The sequence below is a fragment of the Psychrobacillus sp. PGGUH221 genome (assembly GCF_042055255.1).
Lineage (GTDB): Bacteria > Bacillota > Bacilli > Bacillales_A > Planococcaceae > Psychrobacillus.
On the sequence record NZ_JAQMHQ010000007.1, the window covers coordinates 1 to 15118 of the forward strand.

Genomic DNA, 15118 nt, shown 5'->3' on the forward strand with positions numbered 1-15118 from the left:
CAAAGACGATGAGGTAGATAGGTTCGGGGTGGAAGCGTGGCGACACGTGCAGCTGACGAATACTAATCGATCGAGGACTTAACCAAATATGAATTTGCGAGCACCAATGTCTTTTATCCAGTTTTGAAAGAATAAAAATTTTATTAAAAAAACTCTTGTAAAATTCTACAGAGTTGATATAATAAAACTTGTCTTTCAATAATATTCAAGTCTAGTGATGATGGCGAAGAGGTCACACCCGTTCCCATACCGAACACGGAAGTTAAGCTCTTCAGCGCCGATGGTAGTTGGGGGTCTCCCCCTGTGAGAGTAGGACGTCGCTGGGCTTGCAATAAAAATACATAAGTATTTAACAATTGTATATTACCCAGGAGGATTAGCTCAGCTGGGAGAGCATCTGCCTTACAAGCAGAGGGTCGGCGGTTCGAGCCCGTCATCCTCCACCATATTATTCTTCGCCGGAGTAGCTCAACTGGTAGAGCAACTGACTTGTAATCAGTAGGTTGAGGGTTCAAGTCCTTTCTCCGGCACCATTTTTAGAGCCATTAGCTCAGTTGGTAGAGCATCTGACTTTTAATCAGAGGGTCGTAGGTTCGAATCCTACATGGCTCATCACTTTTTAAGTGAATTATGCATGCGGGTGTGGCGGAACTGGCAGACGCACTAGACTTAGGATCTAGCGCCGCAAGGCGTGGGGGTTCGACTCCCTTCACCCGCACCATTTAATTTAATAACCGAGCGGAAGTAGTTCAGTGGTAGAACACCACCTTGCCAAGGTGGGGGTCGCGAGTTCGAACCTCGTCTTCCGCTCCATAGATTCATTTAAGTGCCGGGGTGGCGGAACTGGCAGACGCACAGGACTTAAAATCCTGCGGTAGGTGACTATCGTACCGGTTCGATTCCGGTCCTCGGCACCACTTTTATGAAAAAGATACATGCGCCCGTAGCTCAATTGGATAGAGCGTCTGACTACGGATCAGAAGGTTGTGGGTTCGACTCCTGCCGGGCGCGCCATATAGACGGGAAGTAGCTCAGCTTGGTAGAGCACTTGGTTTGGGACCAAGGGGTCGCAGGTTCGAATCCTGTCTTCCCGACCAGTATTTATTAGTATGGGGCCTTAGCTCAGCTGGGAGAGCGCCTGCCTTGCACGCAGGAGGTCAGCGGTTCGATCCCGCTAGGCTCCACCATATTATAAAAGATTTAAAAACTTGGCGGCGTAGCTCAGCTGGCTAGAGCATTCGGTTCATACCCGAAAGGTCGTGGGTTCGACTCCCTCTGCCGCCATCTTAAGGACCTTTAGCTCAGTTGGTTAGAGCAGACGGCTCATAACCGTCCGGTCGCAGGTTCGAGTCCTGCAAGGTCCACCAACAATATTTCGGAGGAATACCCAAGTCTGGCTGAAGGGATCGGTCTTGAAAACCGACAGGCGGGTCAAACCGCGCGGGGGTTCGAATCCCTCTTCCTCCTCCATTTCCAAATTGTTGATGAAAGAATTAATTTCTTCATTCTACAAAACTTAATATATATTATTATCGCGGGGTGGAGCAAATCGTCACACGAAGATGACGATTAACACCGATGCAGACGAAGTCGAAGCAGGTGTCCTACTTTCTTCAGGCGTAGTATTATTAAGGATAGCAAGTATATTATTATCGCGGGGTGGAGCAGTTCGGTAGCTCGTCGGGCTCATAACCCGAAGGTCACAGGTTCAAATCCTGTCCCCGCAACCAAATGGTCCCGTGGTGTAGCGGTTAACATGCCTGCCTGTCACGCAGGAGATCGCCGGTTCGATCCCGGTCGGGACCGCCATTTATTATTTAATAAATTAGAGATTTAGGGTAAGCAAGCAAATCGAGGAAGCAATCGAGTGAAAGAAGGAGCGTACTAAAGTACGTGACTGAATGAGTGAGTGAAGCTGACAAAGAGTTGCGCAACTTAGCATAAATCGATTAGAGATTTGGAATAAGCAAGTAGGTCGAGGAAGCAATTGAGTGAAGAAAGGCGCGTACTAAAGTACGTAACTGACTGAACGAATGCAGCTGACGAAGAGATACGTAGCTTAGTGCAAATCGAAGAAGGCTCAGTAGCTCAGTCGGTAGAGCAAAGGACTGAAAATCCTTGTGTCGGCGGTTCGATTCCGTCCTGAGCCACCATTTAATGCGGGTGTAGTTTAGTGGTAAAACCTCAGCCTTCCAAGCTGATGATGAGAGTTCGATTCTCTTCACCCGCTCCAATAATGGGCCTATAGCTCAGCTGGTTAGAGCGCACGCCTGATAAGCGTGAGGTCGATGGTTCGAGTCCATTTAGGCCCACCATTATTCCGAAGTAGCTCAGTGGTAGAGCAATCGGCTGTTAACCGATCGGTCGTAGGTTCGAGTCCTACCTTCGGAGCCATCATATGGGGAAGTACTCAAGTGGCTGAAGAGGCGCCCCTGCTAAGGGTGTAGGTCGGGCAACCGGCGCGAGGGTTCAAATCCCTCCTTCTCCGCCATATGTTTGGCCCCTTGGTCAAGCGGTTAAGACACCGCCCTTTCACGGCGGTAACACGGGTTCGAATCCCGTAGGGGTCATATTAAAAAGCATGTTTCCAATTCGGAAGCATGCTTTTTTTTGTATATTTTTGTTTAATAACTATTTCTTTATTCTTTTCTAACTTACACAAAAGAAAATAGGATTCATTTATATCCTTTTTAATTATTTTGTAGTGGGCAATAAAAAAGCAAGGAAGTGTATAAACTTCCTTGCCTATTTTTGTTTTGCTTAGATGAAATAACCTATTAATAAGCCAATTCCAAGTAAGAAAACAAAAATTGTATTTGTAAGTGCTGTATCTTTCATTGCTAAACCAACTTCAAGTGGGTTTTCTTTCTCTCTAAAAAGTTTTATGGCATGTATCGGTTTCTTCAAACTTAATAGGACTAAAAAAGCCCAAGGAGTAACATCTTGTAAAATAACTAACACAACAATCCAAAGGTAGGACACAAGAAAGAAAGATGTTAAAATAGTAATCGCATTTTTTCTTCCTACGAGGATAGCCATTGTTTTTCTGCCACCTTTTTTGTCTTCAACAATATCTCGAATATTGTTAGATAGCATAATTGCAGCTACAAGCAATGCACTTGGTATCGATAATAGGATCGCAGAGTTTGGTACAGAACCTACTTGAATGAAAGTAGATATTAGCACTATTAGCATTCCCATAACAATACCACTAAAAAGTTCTCCAAATGGGGTGTACGCTATCGGATAAGGTCCGCCAGTATATAAATATCCAATTAGCATACTGATTCCACCAACGACTAGTAACATCCAGGAAGATTCGTAGCATATATATATACCTAGTAAAGCTGCAAGTCCATATAACATTAATGCAAGTTGCAAAACAGTTTTAGGCTTTACACCATTTCGAACAATTGCTCCTCCAATCCCGATGGATTCCTCACTGTCTAATCCTCGTACAAAATCATAATATTCGTTAAACATATTGGTAGCAGCCTGTATAAAAAGACAAGCGAATAACATTGCTAAAAAAATAAGCCAGTTAATATTTGTGTAATAAAGTGCAATCATCGTTCCTAAAAATACAGGAGCAAATGAAGCTGTTAATGTATGGGGTCTTGTTAATTTCCACCAAATTCGCCAACCTCTATCGGCTTGAAGTTCATGAGACATAGGTTTTTCTCTCCTTTTAAAGAATCAACCTCAATTTTAGCATATATTCATTGCTAAATGTGTGCCGAAAACGGTAGAAAGTTGTATGATTAAGGGTAGAGTAATTTAATAGATAATGAATGCATCATAAGGTTATTTAACGGAGGTAATATTTATGCCGAACACCACCGGTCAACAGAAAACAACATTACGTTTTTATACAGAAACTATCGAAGTATCAAGATTGTCAGCTCATGCTTTTTTCGAGGCGGGAGATGAAAGCTATAAAGGAAAGCGATTTTTCTGGCAAAATAAAGAGAAGTCTTTTACATTAGTCGGTTTAGGACATGCTCATATACTTACTAATGAACTAGAAGATACTAGATATACGGATATCGCTACTAAATGGAAAGAGTTATGTGAGACTTCATTAAAAGAGAAAATTGACGTTTCTCCTATTCTATTTGGTGCTTTCTCTTTTGATCCTAAAAATAACATTTCATCTGAGTGGGATACATTCCCATCTAGTTTTTTTGCTGTTCCAACATTTCAGCTTGTAATTAAAAATGAACAAGCATTTGTTAGTGTTCATTATATTACAGAGGAAGAAGATAGTATGGAGCCGTTTGAGCGATTACGGATGGAACGTGATGCTTTGATTCATACTGCACAGGTAAAAGAACTAAAAGTTCATGAAAAACCTCATTTAATTGGACGTGAAGACCGATTAAAAAATGAATATTTGCAAGCTGTAGAGAAAGTAACAAATCAAATTCGGAACAACGAAGTTAATAAGGTAGTAATAGGTCGTTCTCTAAAGCTTACCTTTGATAAAAACTTCTCCTCTTCCACAGCAATTTATAATGCATCATTAGAGCAACCGGAAAGTTATTTATTTGGCTTAGAGAAGGATGATAAAATCTTTTTAGGAGCTACACCAGAGAGATTAGTAAAAGTAGAAAGCGGCCACGTATTATCAGCAGGACTTGCTGGTTCTGTTAGACGTGGTAAAAATTCGATGGAAGACAAACAACTAGGCGAAGGCTTATTGGCAGATAGCAAAAACCTTGGAGAACATCAATTTGTTGTTGAGATGATTCGAAAAGTGTTTAATCAATATTGTGAAGATGTTAGGATTCCATCAAGGCCAAAATTAATGAAAATTAGAGATATACAGCACTTATTTACTCCAATTGAAGGGAAAGTAAAAAAAGGAGTATCCCTATTTGAATTTGTTGAGGCGTTGCATCCTACACCTGCATTAGGTGGGGAACCTCGAAAAGAGGCAGTAGAAATTATTAGAGAAGCGGAAAAGATGAATCGTGGTTATTACGCAGCACCTATTGGATGGATCAATACAGATGGTGATGGAGAATTCGCGGTTGGTATCCGATCAGCATTAATAGAAAATGATCAGGCATATCTATTTGCAGGCGGTGGAATTGTTGCAGAGTCATCTTCTATAGAGGAATTTGAAGAAACTCGTGTGAAGTTTCGACCAATGCTTCGAACACTTGGAGGAAACATGAATGAATAACAGCAACTATTTAACAGCTTATGTAAATCATTTTGTAGAAACAGTGAAACAGTCGGGTGTTAAAGACGTTGTTATTTGTCCCGGCTCTAGATCAACTCCGTTGGCATATGGCTTTGCGAAAAGTGAAGGATTTGAGTTCTATCGTCAAATTGATGAAAGATCTGCTGCATTCTTTGCTTTAGGAATTGCAAAAGCAAAGAAATCCCCAGTCGTATTACTTTGCACATCGGGAACTGCAGCAGCGAACTTCTTTCCAGCAATTGTGGAAGCTTATTATGCACGAATCCCTTTGTTAGTTATTACAGCTGACAGACCACATGAATTAAGAGAAGTTGGTGCTCCTCAAGCGATTGATCAAATCCATTTGTTTGGAAAGCATGTGAAATGGACAGTTGACTTTCCGATACCAGAGGCAGATGAAGAAAGTTTGCCCTTTATCGAACGTCATATTCAACGGGCGATTACTACTTCAAAAGCTTTTCCGATGGGTCCCGTGCATATTAATGTTCCATTTCGTGAGCCACTACTGATTAATATGGAGCAGCAACAACCCTTAACTCAGATTAGTCAGTCCGAGGTGGGGCAGCTTGTCCCTAGTCAACAATTTATTTCTTGGTATAAAGACCAGTTGCAAAAAGAAGACAAAGGATTATTCATTGTTGGTGATTCACTTCCAACAACCGAAGGATTTTGGGAATTTGCTAGAACAGTTCAATGGCCAGTTTTAGCAGATCCGTTATCTAATTTAAGAAGTTCAGTTCCAGAGGATTGTATGCATTTATGTATCGATCAATATGATGCGCTATTAAAGGATAATTCCTTTAAAAAATACGCGGCACCAAATATAGTCATTCGTTTTGGTGCACAGCCTGTTTCAAAACCATTGACACAATTTTTAAAGGCATGTAAACCAAACGTATTCATCGCAGTAGATGAAAGTTCTGTTTTCCGCGACTCCCTACATATTGTGACACAGCATGTGCAAGTCGGTGCAGCTACCTTATGGAATCCAATTGAAGAAAAACAAGCTTCTACTTACTTAAAAGATTGGTCAAAAGCAAATGACATTGCAACAAAACATGTACAAGCTTATTTGGAAACAGAAGAAGACGAAGGTGCACTCGCTGCCACATTGTTTGAAGTATTATCAGATGGCGATTTTTTATTTGCAAGTAGTAGCATGCCAATTCGAGATGTAGATACCTTTTACAATAAAACAACGAAGGATATTCAAATATATGCAAATAGAGGGACTAACGGGATAGACGGTGTAGTTTCTACTGCTTTAGGGGTATATGCAGCTACTAAACGTCCTGGATATTTGCTAATTGGCGATTTAGCTTTTTTACATGATGTAAATGGGTTAATCGTAAGTAGGTTCCAAAAAACGGATCTAACTGTTGTAGTGATGAACAATGATGGGGGAGGTATTTTCTCTTATTTGCCACAATCAACAGAAACAAATTATTTTGAGCACTTATTTGGAACACCTACGGGTCTTAAATTTTCACATATTGCAGCTATGTATGATGCACAATATGATGCTGTACATACAAAAGAAGACTTCCATAAGGTGTTAAGTGAGCAAAAACGAAAAGATATTCGGATTATTGAAGTATTTACAAATCGTCAAGTGAATACAGAAACACACAGAAAGCTATGGACTGCTATTTCGAAGGAGTTAGACTCAGTTTGGAATTTATAAACTTAACTATACGAAATATTAGCATGCAAATAAAACGGTATAATTCGGGAGCAAAAAATAAGGTAGTTTTTCTTCATGGGTTTACTGGCTCTAGTGATACTTGGGAAGAAGTAATTACTTGTCTGCCAACATCTATGGACATCCTTACAGTTGACCTAATAGGTCACGGTCAAACATCAAAGCCAACTGATTTTGAACGCTATTATGTGGAAGAACAAATAGAGGACTTACACAGCCTATTTAAACAAATAAATTGGACTCATTTTACACTCGTTGGCTACTCTATGGGTGGTCGTTTAGCGCTTGCGTATGCAGCTAAATATCCAGTGTATAAATTGATACTTGAAAGTAGCTCACCAGGATTAGAATCTAAGGAAGAACGAATAAAAAGAAAGCAGGCAGATGAGATACTTGCGGAAAGAATAATAGATGAAGGAATTACTTCTTTTGTTGATTATTGGGAGAGTATTCCTTTGTTTCATTCGCAAAGGTCTTTGTCTCTTGGAAAAAAGAAGAAAATTCGCGAAGAGAGATTAGCAGGATCCAAAACAGGACTCTCGAATAGTTTAAGGGGATTTAGTACAGGAGTGCAGCCTTCCTATTGGAATAAGTTAAAAGAGCTGAAAACTCCAACGGTGCTGCTTACTGGAGAGTTTGATCAAAAGTTTTATGAAATAGCAAAAAAAATGCAAAAAATACTTCCAAATAGTGCACACAAGCAGGTTAATAAAGTTGGACATGCAATTCATGTGGAAAAACCTGAATTGTTTGCTACAATAGTAAAGGATATTATTTTAAAGGAGGAATAAAAATGACTCGTGAATGGACAACATTACATACATATGAAGACATTAAGTATGAATTCTATAATGGAATCGCTAAAGTGACGATCAATCGTCCTGAAGTACGAAATGCGTTTCGACCAAAAACAGTTATGGAGCTTATTGATGCTTTCTCACGTGCTCGTGATGACAAAAATATTGGTGTAATTATTTTGACTGGTGAGGGTGAGCACGCGTTCTGTTCAGGTGGGGACCAAAAAGTCCGCGGACATGGCGGATACGTGGGAGAAGACGAAATTCCTCGTTTAAATGTTTTGGATTTACAGCGTTTAATTCGTGTTATTCCAAAGCCTGTAGTAGCAATGGTAGCGGGATATGCAATTGGTGGAGGTCATGTACTACACGTAGTTTGTGACTTGACTATTGCAGCTGACAATGCAAGATTTGGTCAAACAGGACCTAGAGTTGGTTCTTTTGATGCTGGTTATGGTTCTGGCTATTTAGCTCGTATTGTTGGACATAAAAAGGCTCGTGAAATTTGGTATTTATGTCGTCAATACGATGCACAGCAAGCGCTTGATATGGGCTTAGTAAACACTGTAGTCCCATATGCACAATTAGAAGATGAAACGGTTCAATGGTGTGAGGAAATGCTTGAAATGAGTCCTACTGCACTTCGTTTCTTGAAAGCTGCTATGAATGCAGATACAGATGGTCTAGCAGGTCTGCAACAAATGGCAGGAGATGCTACACTTCTTTACTACACTACAGATGAAGCAAAAGAAGGTCGCGATGCTTTTAAAGAAAAACGTAAACCTGATTTTGGTCAATTCCCTCGTTTTCCATGATTTTTTAATGGAAAAAATGTTAGCAATGAAGCTGTCCTACTTTAGGGCAGCTTTTTTCTCTAAAGGAGATGAAGGTAAAAAATGTACCCAAATTTATTATTAAAACGTGCAAGCTTGACCCCAAATCGAATCGCACTAAGCTTTGGGGAGCAAGAATGGACATTTGCTCAATTGAATGAGGAGGCAACTTTATTTGCCAAAAGACTACATTCTAAAGGTGTTTTACCTGGAATGAGAGTAGCAATCTTAGCATCCTCTAGTGCTCAGTTAGTAATTGTTTTACATAGTTGTATGCAGCTTGGTTGTGAGCTAGTGCTACTGAATGAACGTTTAACTGAGGAAGAATTAAGCTATCAATTACAAGATAGTAAAGCTGAATTTTTATTAGTCGATTCTTTCGACAAAAGAAATCTTTTACATGTAAACAAGCTTTCCTTTACAGAGGTTGAAAGTGTAGAAGGAGTCTCATTCAACTTAGAAACTGAGTGGCCAAAAGATCGCATCGTGACCATTATGTATACTTCAGGTACTACAGGCAAACCAAAAGGGGTACGACAATCGCTTGATAATCATGTTATGAGTGCTACTGGATCCGCATTAAATTTAGGTGTACAACCAAATGATTGTTGGTTATGTACAGTTCCATTATTTCATATTAGTGGCTTCTCTATTTTAATGAGATCAGTTTTGTATGGTATGACTGTCCGTCTTCATACTAAATTTGATGCAGAAAAAGCAGTAGAGGAAATCTTAGGTGGGATAGTTACGGGAATGTCTCTTGTAGCTGTAATGCTCGAAAGAATAATTGCCGTATTAGAAGAGAAAGATTTATCTTTCCCAAGTACTTTTAAATCAATGCTTGTTGGTGGTGGACCAGTACCTTTAAATTATTTAGAAAGAGCAATTGAACGGAACATTCCGGTTCTTCAAACATACGGTATGACCGAAACAGCCTCTCAAACAACAACTCTTTCAAGCGAGGATGCTATTCGTAAATTAGGATCAGCCGGTAAACCATTGTTCTTTGCGGATGTCCGAATAGATGGGGAAGAAAACATCGGTGAGATTTGTATTAAAGGCCCACATGTAACAAGAGGATATGTAGGAGCTTCAGAATCGAAAAATCCATTAGTTAATGGGTGGCTTCATACTGGAGATGTTGGATATATTGATGATGAAGGATATTTGTTTGTTTTGGATCGTCGTTCTGATTTAATCATATCTGGTGGTGAAAATATATATCCAGCAGAAGTAGAGCAGGCTCTAATAGAACATCCAGCAGTAAGAGCAGCGGGTGTTACAGGAAAACGAGATGATAAATGGGGACAAGTTCCAATAGCATTTGTAGTTTTAAAAGAGAACGTGACTGAGGACGAATTAAAAGATTTCTTGAAGACGCAAATTGCTTCCTATAAACAACCGGTGGATTACTACTTTGTCGAGCATTTACCTCGAAATGCCTCGAATAAGTTAATGCGTAGAGAGCTGATGAAGCTTATCATCGATTAAATGAAAAAGGAAACAAACTCCTTGTCTTATTGAAATAGAAAAGCCCAAAGAATTTTAAAATTTCTTTGGGCTTATTATTATTGTAAAGCAGTTCTCAATGTTTCTAGATTTTTGTTCATTAATGTGAAGTAGGTTTCATTGTTTTTAATATCTTCTTTGGATAGTACACCTAAATTGTGTAATACTAAGCTTTTAGCTCCAACTTCTTGTTGAATTACTTCCGTTAGCTTGGATGAGACATTTTGTTCAAACAAGATATATGATATTTTTTTATCTTTTGCAATATCAATTATTTTTGTAAGCTCTTTTTGAGAAGGTTCGTCTTGTGAATTAAGACCAGCAACTGCAACTTGCTCTAAATCATAGGTATTTGCAATATAACCAAATGCTGAGTGTGAAACGAAAAATGTCTTGTTCGGTGAATTTTGTGCCATTTCACTAAAATCTGCATCCAATTGTTGTAACTCTGCAATCAATTCCTCGTAATTATTTTCAAAAGCATCTTTTTGTGAAGGAGCAGCTTCTATAAGAGAATCTTTTATAGAAAGAGCAAGATTTTGACTTATTTTTGGAGAAATCCATACATGAGGATCTACCCCGCCATGATCGTGATCTTCGTGACCCTCTTCCGTATGCTCACTTGTTTCTTTCGATCCTTCGTCATGCTCGTTATGATGGTCTTCGTCCGTTGTTTCCTCATGCTCGCTATGAGATGCATCTAATTGATCGTCCGAAACTGCATCAATCGTTGCTACCATTTTAACATTCTCGTTTGCTAAAGTTTTTTTGGCATTCTCCACAAATCCTTCTAAACCTAGTCCTATATAGAAAAATAAGTCCGCTTCCGCAAGTGACATCATATCTTGTTGAGTAGGTTCAAATGTATGTTCATTGGCACCAGCAGGATATATCGAGGACACAGAGACTGCATCTCCACCAATTCTTTCAGCAAAATATTGAAGAGGATAAACGGTCGTATAAATTTGTATTTCCTCGTTCTTTTCTTGAGTTGTTGCTTCTTCGACTGCATTATTACCGCAAGCTGCTGTAAATAAAATCAGTAGAACTATAAAAAATAGTAGAAGTGTCTTTTTCATTCGGTCATCTCCTAAATAGTAATCATTACGTTTTAATATTTTTGAACTTTTTAATCTTACAAGACAATATAAAAAAAAGCAAGAAAAAAAACCTTTGAAGTTATTATTTCTTCAAAGGCCATTCATCTGGAACAGGATCAATACCACCTTCATGAAATGGGTGACATTTAGATATTCTTTTTATAGTCAAGTATCCACCCTTAATTGCTCCATGCTTTTGTACAGCTTCTACACCGTAATGAGAACATGTTGGATAAAATCGGCAATTTGGTCCTGTCATAGGAGAGATAAACTTTTGATAGAAACGAAAAATTCCAATGATAATATATTTCATGCCTTATTCAGCATCCTTTGGTTTTCCATCAATACCAGTTGGCTTTTCATTCATCGCTATTTTATATAAAAAGGTAAATCCGAATATACTCAATAAAATTGCGCAACCTAAAATCCAAAATACCATATTATTTTTCACTCCAATATACTATTCGTTATGTTTATTGTAAGTAATTGAGTGGTATATGAAAAGTGATTACAACTATTTGTCTAAGGAGAGTGTCGAAATTATGTCAGCAGCACTAAATAAAGAATTAAATAAACAAGTAGCAACTTGGTCGGTGATGTATACCAAATTACACAACTTTCATTGGTATGTAAAAGGGCCATCCTTTTTTACTTTACACGCAAAATTTGAAGAACTTTACAATGAAGCAACGCTTAATATGGATGAAATTGCAGAGCGCCTTTTAACTCTAGGTGGTAATCCAGTTGCAACGTTAAAAGAACATTTAGAGCTTTCAGATGTAAAGGAAGCTACTAACCAGGAGTCTGCCGATCAAATGGTAGAAGCAGTAGTAGCTGATTTTGATAAAATTATGAAGTCCCTAAAAAAAGGGATGGAAGAGGCAGCGAAAGATGAGGATGACATGACTGAAGATATTTTAAATGCTATTTACCAAAAAATAGAAAAACATCAATGGATGCTAAATGCATTTTTAGGTGATTCAAATAAATAAACTTTTTACTAAAGTTTCCGATATTAAACTTGTAAAAGGGAGGAATGATTATGGATATTAATTCCATTATGTCTTCACAGTTAATGGAGCTACAACAAACGGTTCAAATGAGCGTGTTGAAAAATGCTTTGAATATGGAAACAGTAGCTGCTGTAGGACTTTTAGAAAACATGCCTCAAACTTCTGCTCCACATCCTTATAAAGGGTCTGTTGTAGATATTCAATTTTAATGAAAAAACATGTACCCAGGTGGTGCATGTTTTTTTCATTTGGAGACATACTTAACAAAAAGGATGTGTGTAAATGGATTTGAAGAAAGTGTATGTTTCAGTTTCAAACCGGAAAGTTTATATTTATCCGGATGAATCTCCATGGGAATATGAAATAGTAGCCGATCGTGAAATAATTCCTGTATTTCAAAAGATTTTTGATCAATTGAGTGATACAGAAATGAGAAACTTTTGGAAATCACATATTCCAATAAGATTATATCATCATTCAGATAAAGAAAATGATGAGTATGACATAAGAATGAAGAAATTATATGCGCTGATCCATGAATTTAGCAATGAAGAATCAAGATCACTAATAGAGTCACTTCCATATTTTAATGAAAGTAGGAGAGTATTCGTTGAGTAGCAAAAATGGTTATATCAAACGTAAAGGTAACGAAAATAATACTAACTATCGGAATGTGAGTTCCTTATTGAACCAATCGCCTCAGCTTAAATCGAAACAAAATATTGCGCAAAATAGAGAAGAAGGAAATGAACATTATAAACTAGACCAACAAACGGAATAAGAAGCGAAAAGACTTAGCAGGAAGCTAAGTCTTTTTTCATATTTATGCTAACATAGTTAAATAAGGATACACTGGGAGGGCCTATGATAAAACAAATAATATTATTGATTGCTCCAACGATTATGATTTTCCTTGGGCTTGCTGTATTAAATAATGTTTTAATCACTTTTTTTCTTTTTTATGGGTGGTTATTGTTTGTTCCTCTAATTATCAGATTTTGGGATAAAAAAAGCAGATATCGTGTAATGCTACCACTAACCAAAAAGAATATTGTAGTGGGGCTTATTAGCGGTTTAGTGTGTTTATTTTCCATCTATAGTTTTGTATCTTATTTTCCAGTAATCGATATTACACATTTGAAGAGTTTGTTGGAAAAATGGGACTTTGTAGGAACAAAGGTTATTTTATTTGTGCTAGTGTTAGTACTAATCAATCCTTTTTTAGAAGAATTTTATTGGAGAGAATTTATCTATTCTCGATTATTGGATAGAGTAGGCAATATTATGTCTATATTCATTCCCTCTTTTTTCTACAGCTTATATCATTTAATCATTGTAATAGAAATTTTTACTTTTCCTTTTAATGTGTTAGCAATACTCCCCGTTTTTTTAGCAGGCTGTATGTGGGGAATATTTCGATTTAAATTAAATTCTTTAACCGCACCAATTATCAGTCATAGTTTAGCTGATATAGGAATCATGCTCGGATATTGGTCTATTATCAATTAATTATTACGGTTAAATAGAGAACATGGATGTAAGCTCGACACGCCACGTATGAAAATTCAGAGAATCAGTAGGTCCCTGGTATCTATCCTTTTCATGAACATTACACGTTTGCGATGAGCTTTGCACAGTACCGTTTAATAGCTTGGCATATCAACAATGAAGTATAACTAGGCGTAAAAAAAGACTTAGTAGTGAGGGAAATGATGATAATTTCTTTTAAAGATTTAAATGGAATTCAAGTGGAGTTGTCTTTTGAAAAAAATACTTTCTCTATTGAAGCTCGACATGTTTTAGTGTTAGCAAAACATCAAAAAAAATGGCTATTAACAAAGCATCCAAAGAGGGGGATAGAGTTTCCTGGAGGAAAAGTGGAAGGGAACGAATCTATACTAGAAGCTGCTATAAGAGAAACTTGGGAAGAGACAAATGTGGAGATAATAAATGTAGAATGGTTGGCAGAATACCTTGTACATGATGAGAAACCATTTTGTAAGGCAGTGTTTATTGCAGAGGTTGGGTATATTGAAGAGAAGAGACCAAATTTCGAAACTGACGGTGCTCTTTGGTTAAGTACAGATGATTTTTTACATAATAATAATTTTAGCTTTCACATGAGAGATGCTGGTATGAAGGCGATATTAGAAAAGGTGAGCGCGCTTGAAGGAAAATGGAACAATCGAGAGAATTAAAAGTTATCCATCACCAAATCCGCGTATTAAGCTATCTGAAATTACTTATTGGTCCTGCGGATATCGGGTAAAAGGAATGCTTGCGGAGCCTATAAAAAATGGTTCTTACGAGGGTATTTTATATTGTAGGGGCGGTATGCAAAGTATAGGAATGGTAAGACCAGCCAGAATTGCACAAATTGCCACTGAAGGTTTTGTCGTATTCGCTCCTTATTACCGTGGAAACCGAGGAGGGGAAGGAAGAGATGAATTTGCTGGCGAGGATCGGTGGGATGCAGTTTATGCAGTAGATGTTTTAAAGCAGTTTTGTCTTATAAATCGAATTCACTTATTTGCCTTTTCAAGAGGTGGTATTATGGCTCTTTGGATTGCAATTTTACGAAATGATATTACTTCCCTTGTAACATGGGCTGGTGTTTCAGATATTTTTTTAACCTATGATGAACGAACCGACATGAGACGAATGATGAAGCGCGTTATAGGAGGTACACCGACTAAAAACGTAGAAGCATACGAAAATCGTAATGCCCTTGCTCATATTAATGAAATAAAAGCAGCATCGCTAATCATTCACGGTAAAAAGGATTTGAATGTATCATTTGAACATGCGAAGGTATTAGAAGAAGCGTTATTAGGGAATGATAAGATTGTAGAGACATGGTATTTTCACGACTTCACGCATTTCTTTCCAAGCAAAGTCAATCGACAAGTGGTGAAGGATGCTTGTATGTGGATGAGAATGCAGAAAGGGGTTTAA

Annotated in this window: 16 protein-coding genes, 20 tRNA genes and 2 rRNA genes; 34 read left to right on the forward strand and 4 right to left on the reverse strand. The window is 38.0% G+C overall.

Annotated features, from left to right (window positions below; translation table 11 throughout):
* The 22 genes from PGC35_RS12460 to PGC35_RS12565 all read left to right on the forward strand — a co-directional run.
* A 23S ribosomal RNA gene (locus tag PGC35_RS12460) occupies positions 1 to 86 on the forward strand; the annotation flags it as partial.
* A 124-nt stretch (positions 87 to 210) separates the two neighbouring features.
* Positions 211 to 326, forward strand: a 5S ribosomal RNA gene (gene rrf / locus PGC35_RS12465).
* A gap of 44 nt (positions 327 to 370) precedes the next feature.
* A tRNA-Val gene (locus PGC35_RS12470) sits at positions 371 to 446 on the forward strand.
* A gap of 11 nt (positions 447 to 457) precedes the next feature.
* Positions 458 to 533 (forward strand) — tRNA-Thr (locus PGC35_RS12475).
* 6 nt (positions 534 to 539) lie between these two features.
* Positions 540 to 612 (forward strand) — tRNA-Lys (locus PGC35_RS12480).
* Positions 613 to 636: 24 nt separating this feature from the next.
* Positions 637 to 721, forward strand: a tRNA-Leu gene (locus tag PGC35_RS12485).
* Positions 722 to 738: 17 nt separating this feature from the next.
* Positions 739 to 813 (forward strand) — tRNA-Gly (locus tag PGC35_RS12490).
* Positions 814 to 828: 15 nt separating this feature from the next.
* Positions 829 to 917, forward strand: a tRNA-Leu gene (locus tag PGC35_RS12495).
* A gap of 20 nt (positions 918 to 937) precedes the next feature.
* A tRNA-Arg gene (locus PGC35_RS12500) sits at positions 938 to 1014 on the forward strand.
* Positions 1015 to 1020: 6 nt separating this feature from the next.
* Positions 1021 to 1097 (forward strand) — tRNA-Pro (locus PGC35_RS12505).
* Positions 1098 to 1111: 14 nt separating this feature from the next.
* Positions 1112 to 1187: transfer RNA gene (locus PGC35_RS12510), tRNA-Ala, on the forward strand.
* Positions 1188 to 1210: 23 nt separating this feature from the next.
* Positions 1211 to 1284 (forward strand) — tRNA-Met (locus tag PGC35_RS12515).
* A 6-nt stretch (positions 1285 to 1290) separates the two neighbouring features.
* Positions 1291 to 1367, forward strand: a tRNA-Ile gene (locus PGC35_RS12520).
* Positions 1368 to 1377: 10 nt separating this feature from the next.
* Positions 1378 to 1470 (forward strand) — tRNA-Ser (locus tag PGC35_RS12525).
* A 183-nt stretch (positions 1471 to 1653) separates the two neighbouring features.
* A tRNA-Met gene (locus PGC35_RS12530) sits at positions 1654 to 1730 on the forward strand.
* Positions 1731 to 1733: 3 nt separating this feature from the next.
* Positions 1734 to 1809 (forward strand) — tRNA-Asp (locus PGC35_RS12535).
* Positions 1810 to 2077: 268 nt separating this feature from the next.
* Positions 2078 to 2153 (forward strand) — tRNA-Phe (locus tag PGC35_RS12540).
* A 6-nt stretch (positions 2154 to 2159) separates the two neighbouring features.
* Positions 2160 to 2233 (forward strand) — tRNA-Gly (locus PGC35_RS12545).
* Between the two features lie 5 nt (positions 2234 to 2238).
* A tRNA-Ile gene (locus tag PGC35_RS12550) sits at positions 2239 to 2315 on the forward strand.
* Between the two features lie 4 nt (positions 2316 to 2319).
* Positions 2320 to 2394 (forward strand) — tRNA-Asn (locus tag PGC35_RS12555).
* A 6-nt stretch (positions 2395 to 2400) separates the two neighbouring features.
* Positions 2401 to 2491: transfer RNA gene (locus tag PGC35_RS12560), tRNA-Ser, on the forward strand.
* Positions 2492 to 2498: 7 nt separating this feature from the next.
* Positions 2499 to 2570, forward strand: a tRNA-Glu gene (locus PGC35_RS12565).
* Positions 2571 to 2760: 190 nt separating this feature from the next.
* Here PGC35_RS12565 and PGC35_RS12570 read toward each other — a convergent pair.
* Entirely contained in the window at positions 2761 to 3672 is a 912-nt protein-coding gene (locus PGC35_RS12570) for a 1,4-dihydroxy-2-naphthoate polyprenyltransferase (RefSeq protein WP_375219395.1), read from the reverse strand.
* A 154-nt stretch (positions 3673 to 3826) separates the two neighbouring features.
* Between PGC35_RS12570 and PGC35_RS12575 the strand changes: the two genes are divergently transcribed.
* The 5 genes from PGC35_RS12575 to PGC35_RS12595 all read left to right on the forward strand — a co-directional run bounded on the left by PGC35_RS12575 (position 3827) and on the right by PGC35_RS12595 (position 10032).
* Entirely contained in the window at positions 3827 to 5188 is a 1362-nt protein-coding gene (locus tag PGC35_RS12575) for an isochorismate synthase (protein WP_056832867.1), read from the forward strand.
* A complete protein-coding gene (gene menD / locus PGC35_RS12580) occupies positions 5181 to 6893 on the forward strand; it encodes a 2-succinyl-5-enolpyruvyl-6-hydroxy-3-cyclohexene-1-carboxylic-acid synthase (protein ID WP_375219396.1) in 1713 nt (570 codons plus the stop codon). Before PGC35_RS12575 ends, menD begins: the two co-directional genes overlap by 8 nt.
* On the forward strand, positions 6881 to 7702 hold the full coding sequence (gene menH / locus PGC35_RS12585; RefSeq protein WP_375219397.1) for a 2-succinyl-6-hydroxy-2,4-cyclohexadiene-1-carboxylate synthase: 822 nt from the start codon (positions 6881 to 6883) through the stop codon (positions 7700 to 7702). Before menD ends, menH begins: the two co-directional genes overlap by 13 nt.
* Positions 7703 to 7704: 2 nt before the next feature.
* Positions 7705 to 8523: a 1,4-dihydroxy-2-naphthoyl-CoA synthase gene (menB, locus tag PGC35_RS12590; protein ID WP_053588545.1), complete on the forward strand. Its 819-nt coding sequence runs from the start codon at positions 7705 to 7707 to the stop codon at positions 8521 to 8523.
* 81 nt (positions 8524 to 8604) lie between these two features.
* Positions 8605 to 10032: an o-succinylbenzoate--CoA ligase gene (locus PGC35_RS12595; RefSeq protein WP_375219398.1), complete on the forward strand. Its 1428-nt coding sequence runs from the start codon at positions 8605 to 8607 to the stop codon at positions 10030 to 10032.
* Between the two features lie 77 nt (positions 10033 to 10109).
* On the opposite strand, the gene PGC35_RS12600 is transcribed toward PGC35_RS12595, so the two are convergent.
* From PGC35_RS12600 to PGC35_RS12610, 3 genes are all read right to left on the reverse strand, one after another.
* Positions 10110 to 11129, reverse strand: coding sequence for a metal ABC transporter solute-binding protein, Zn/Mn family (locus PGC35_RS12600; protein ID WP_375219399.1), 1020 nt, complete (start codon positions 11127 to 11129; stop codon positions 10110 to 10112).
* A 103-nt stretch (positions 11130 to 11232) separates the two neighbouring features.
* A complete protein-coding gene (gene yidD / locus PGC35_RS12605) occupies positions 11233 to 11463 on the reverse strand; it encodes a membrane protein insertion efficiency factor YidD (protein WP_375219400.1) in 231 nt (76 codons plus the stop codon).
* Positions 11464 to 11466: 3 nt separating this feature from the next.
* Positions 11467 to 11589, reverse strand: coding sequence for a hypothetical protein (locus PGC35_RS12610; RefSeq protein WP_375219401.1), 123 nt, complete (start codon positions 11587 to 11589; stop codon positions 11467 to 11469).
* 103 nt (positions 11590 to 11692) lie between these two features.
* Here PGC35_RS12610 and PGC35_RS12615 point away from each other — a divergent pair, with 103 nt between their 5' ends.
* The 7 genes from PGC35_RS12615 to PGC35_RS12645 all read left to right on the forward strand — a co-directional run bounded on the left by PGC35_RS12615 (position 11693) and on the right by PGC35_RS12645 (position 15118).
* A complete protein-coding gene (locus tag PGC35_RS12615) occupies positions 11693 to 12142 on the forward strand; it encodes a Dps family protein (RefSeq protein ID WP_053588549.1) in 450 nt (149 codons plus the stop codon).
* 50 nt (positions 12143 to 12192) lie between these two features.
* Positions 12193 to 12372: a YjfB family protein gene (locus PGC35_RS12620; RefSeq protein ID WP_375219402.1), complete on the forward strand. Its 180-nt coding sequence runs from the start codon at positions 12193 to 12195 to the stop codon at positions 12370 to 12372.
* Positions 12373 to 12445: 73 nt separating this feature from the next.
* Positions 12446 to 12781 carry a transposase gene (locus PGC35_RS12625; RefSeq protein WP_375219403.1) on the forward strand — a complete coding sequence of 112 codons (336 nt, stop codon included), beginning with the start codon at positions 12446 to 12448 and terminating at the stop codon, positions 12779 to 12781.
* Positions 12774 to 12944 carry a hypothetical protein gene (locus PGC35_RS12630; RefSeq protein WP_375219404.1) on the forward strand — a complete coding sequence of 57 codons (171 nt, stop codon included), beginning with the start codon at positions 12774 to 12776 and terminating at the stop codon, positions 12942 to 12944. Before PGC35_RS12625 ends, PGC35_RS12630 begins: the two co-directional genes overlap by 8 nt.
* An 83-nt stretch (positions 12945 to 13027) precedes the next feature.
* Entirely contained in the window at positions 13028 to 13672 is a 645-nt protein-coding gene (locus PGC35_RS12635; RefSeq protein WP_375219405.1) for a CPBP family intramembrane glutamic endopeptidase, read from the forward strand.
* Positions 13673 to 13875: 203 nt separating this feature from the next.
* Entirely contained in the window at positions 13876 to 14361 is a 486-nt protein-coding gene (locus PGC35_RS12640; RefSeq protein ID WP_375219406.1) for an NUDIX domain-containing protein, read from the forward strand.
* Positions 14330 to 15118 carry an alpha/beta hydrolase family protein gene (locus PGC35_RS12645; protein ID WP_375219407.1) on the forward strand — a complete coding sequence of 263 codons (789 nt, stop codon included), beginning with the start codon at positions 14330 to 14332 and terminating at the stop codon, positions 15116 to 15118. Before PGC35_RS12640 ends, PGC35_RS12645 begins: the two co-directional genes overlap by 32 nt.

What these genes read in the sequence shown, in the direction of transcription:
- PGC35_RS12570 (WP_375219395.1), bottom strand. Translation starts at nt 3,672, where the DNA reads ATGTCTCATGAACTTCAAGCCGATAGAGGTTGGCGAATTTGGTGGAAA.
- PGC35_RS12575 (WP_056832867.1), top strand. Translation starts at nt 3,827, where the DNA reads ATGCCGAACACCACCGGTCAACAGAAAACAACATTACGTTTTTATACA.
- menD (WP_375219396.1), top strand. Translation starts at nt 5,181, where the DNA reads ATGAATAACAGCAACTATTTAACAGCTTATGTAAATCATTTTGTAGAA.
- menB (WP_053588545.1), top strand. Translation starts at nt 7,705, where the DNA reads ATGACTCGTGAATGGACAACATTACATACATATGAAGACATTAAGTAT.
- PGC35_RS12595 (WP_375219398.1), top strand. Translation starts at nt 8,605, where the DNA reads ATGTACCCAAATTTATTATTAAAACGTGCAAGCTTGACCCCAAATCGA.
- PGC35_RS12600 (WP_375219399.1), bottom strand. Translation starts at nt 11,129, where the DNA reads ATGAAAAAGACACTTCTACTATTTTTTATAGTTCTACTGATTTTATTT.
- yidD (WP_375219400.1), bottom strand. Translation starts at nt 11,463, where the DNA reads ATGAAATATATTATCATTGGAATTTTTCGTTTCTATCAAAAGTTTATC.
- PGC35_RS12610 (WP_375219401.1), bottom strand. Translation starts at nt 11,589, where the DNA reads ATGGTATTTTGGATTTTAGGTTGCGCAATTTTATTGAGTATATTCGGA.
- PGC35_RS12615 (WP_053588549.1), top strand. Translation starts at nt 11,693, where the DNA reads ATGTCAGCAGCACTAAATAAAGAATTAAATAAACAAGTAGCAACTTGG.
- PGC35_RS12620 (WP_375219402.1), top strand. Translation starts at nt 12,193, where the DNA reads ATGGATATTAATTCCATTATGTCTTCACAGTTAATGGAGCTACAACAA.
- PGC35_RS12625 (WP_375219403.1), top strand. Translation starts at nt 12,446, where the DNA reads ATGGATTTGAAGAAAGTGTATGTTTCAGTTTCAAACCGGAAAGTTTAT.
- PGC35_RS12635 (WP_375219405.1), top strand. Translation starts at nt 13,028, where the DNA reads ATGATAAAACAAATAATATTATTGATTGCTCCAACGATTATGATTTTC.
- PGC35_RS12640 (WP_375219406.1), top strand. Translation starts at nt 13,876, where the DNA reads ATGATAATTTCTTTTAAAGATTTAAATGGAATTCAAGTGGAGTTGTCT.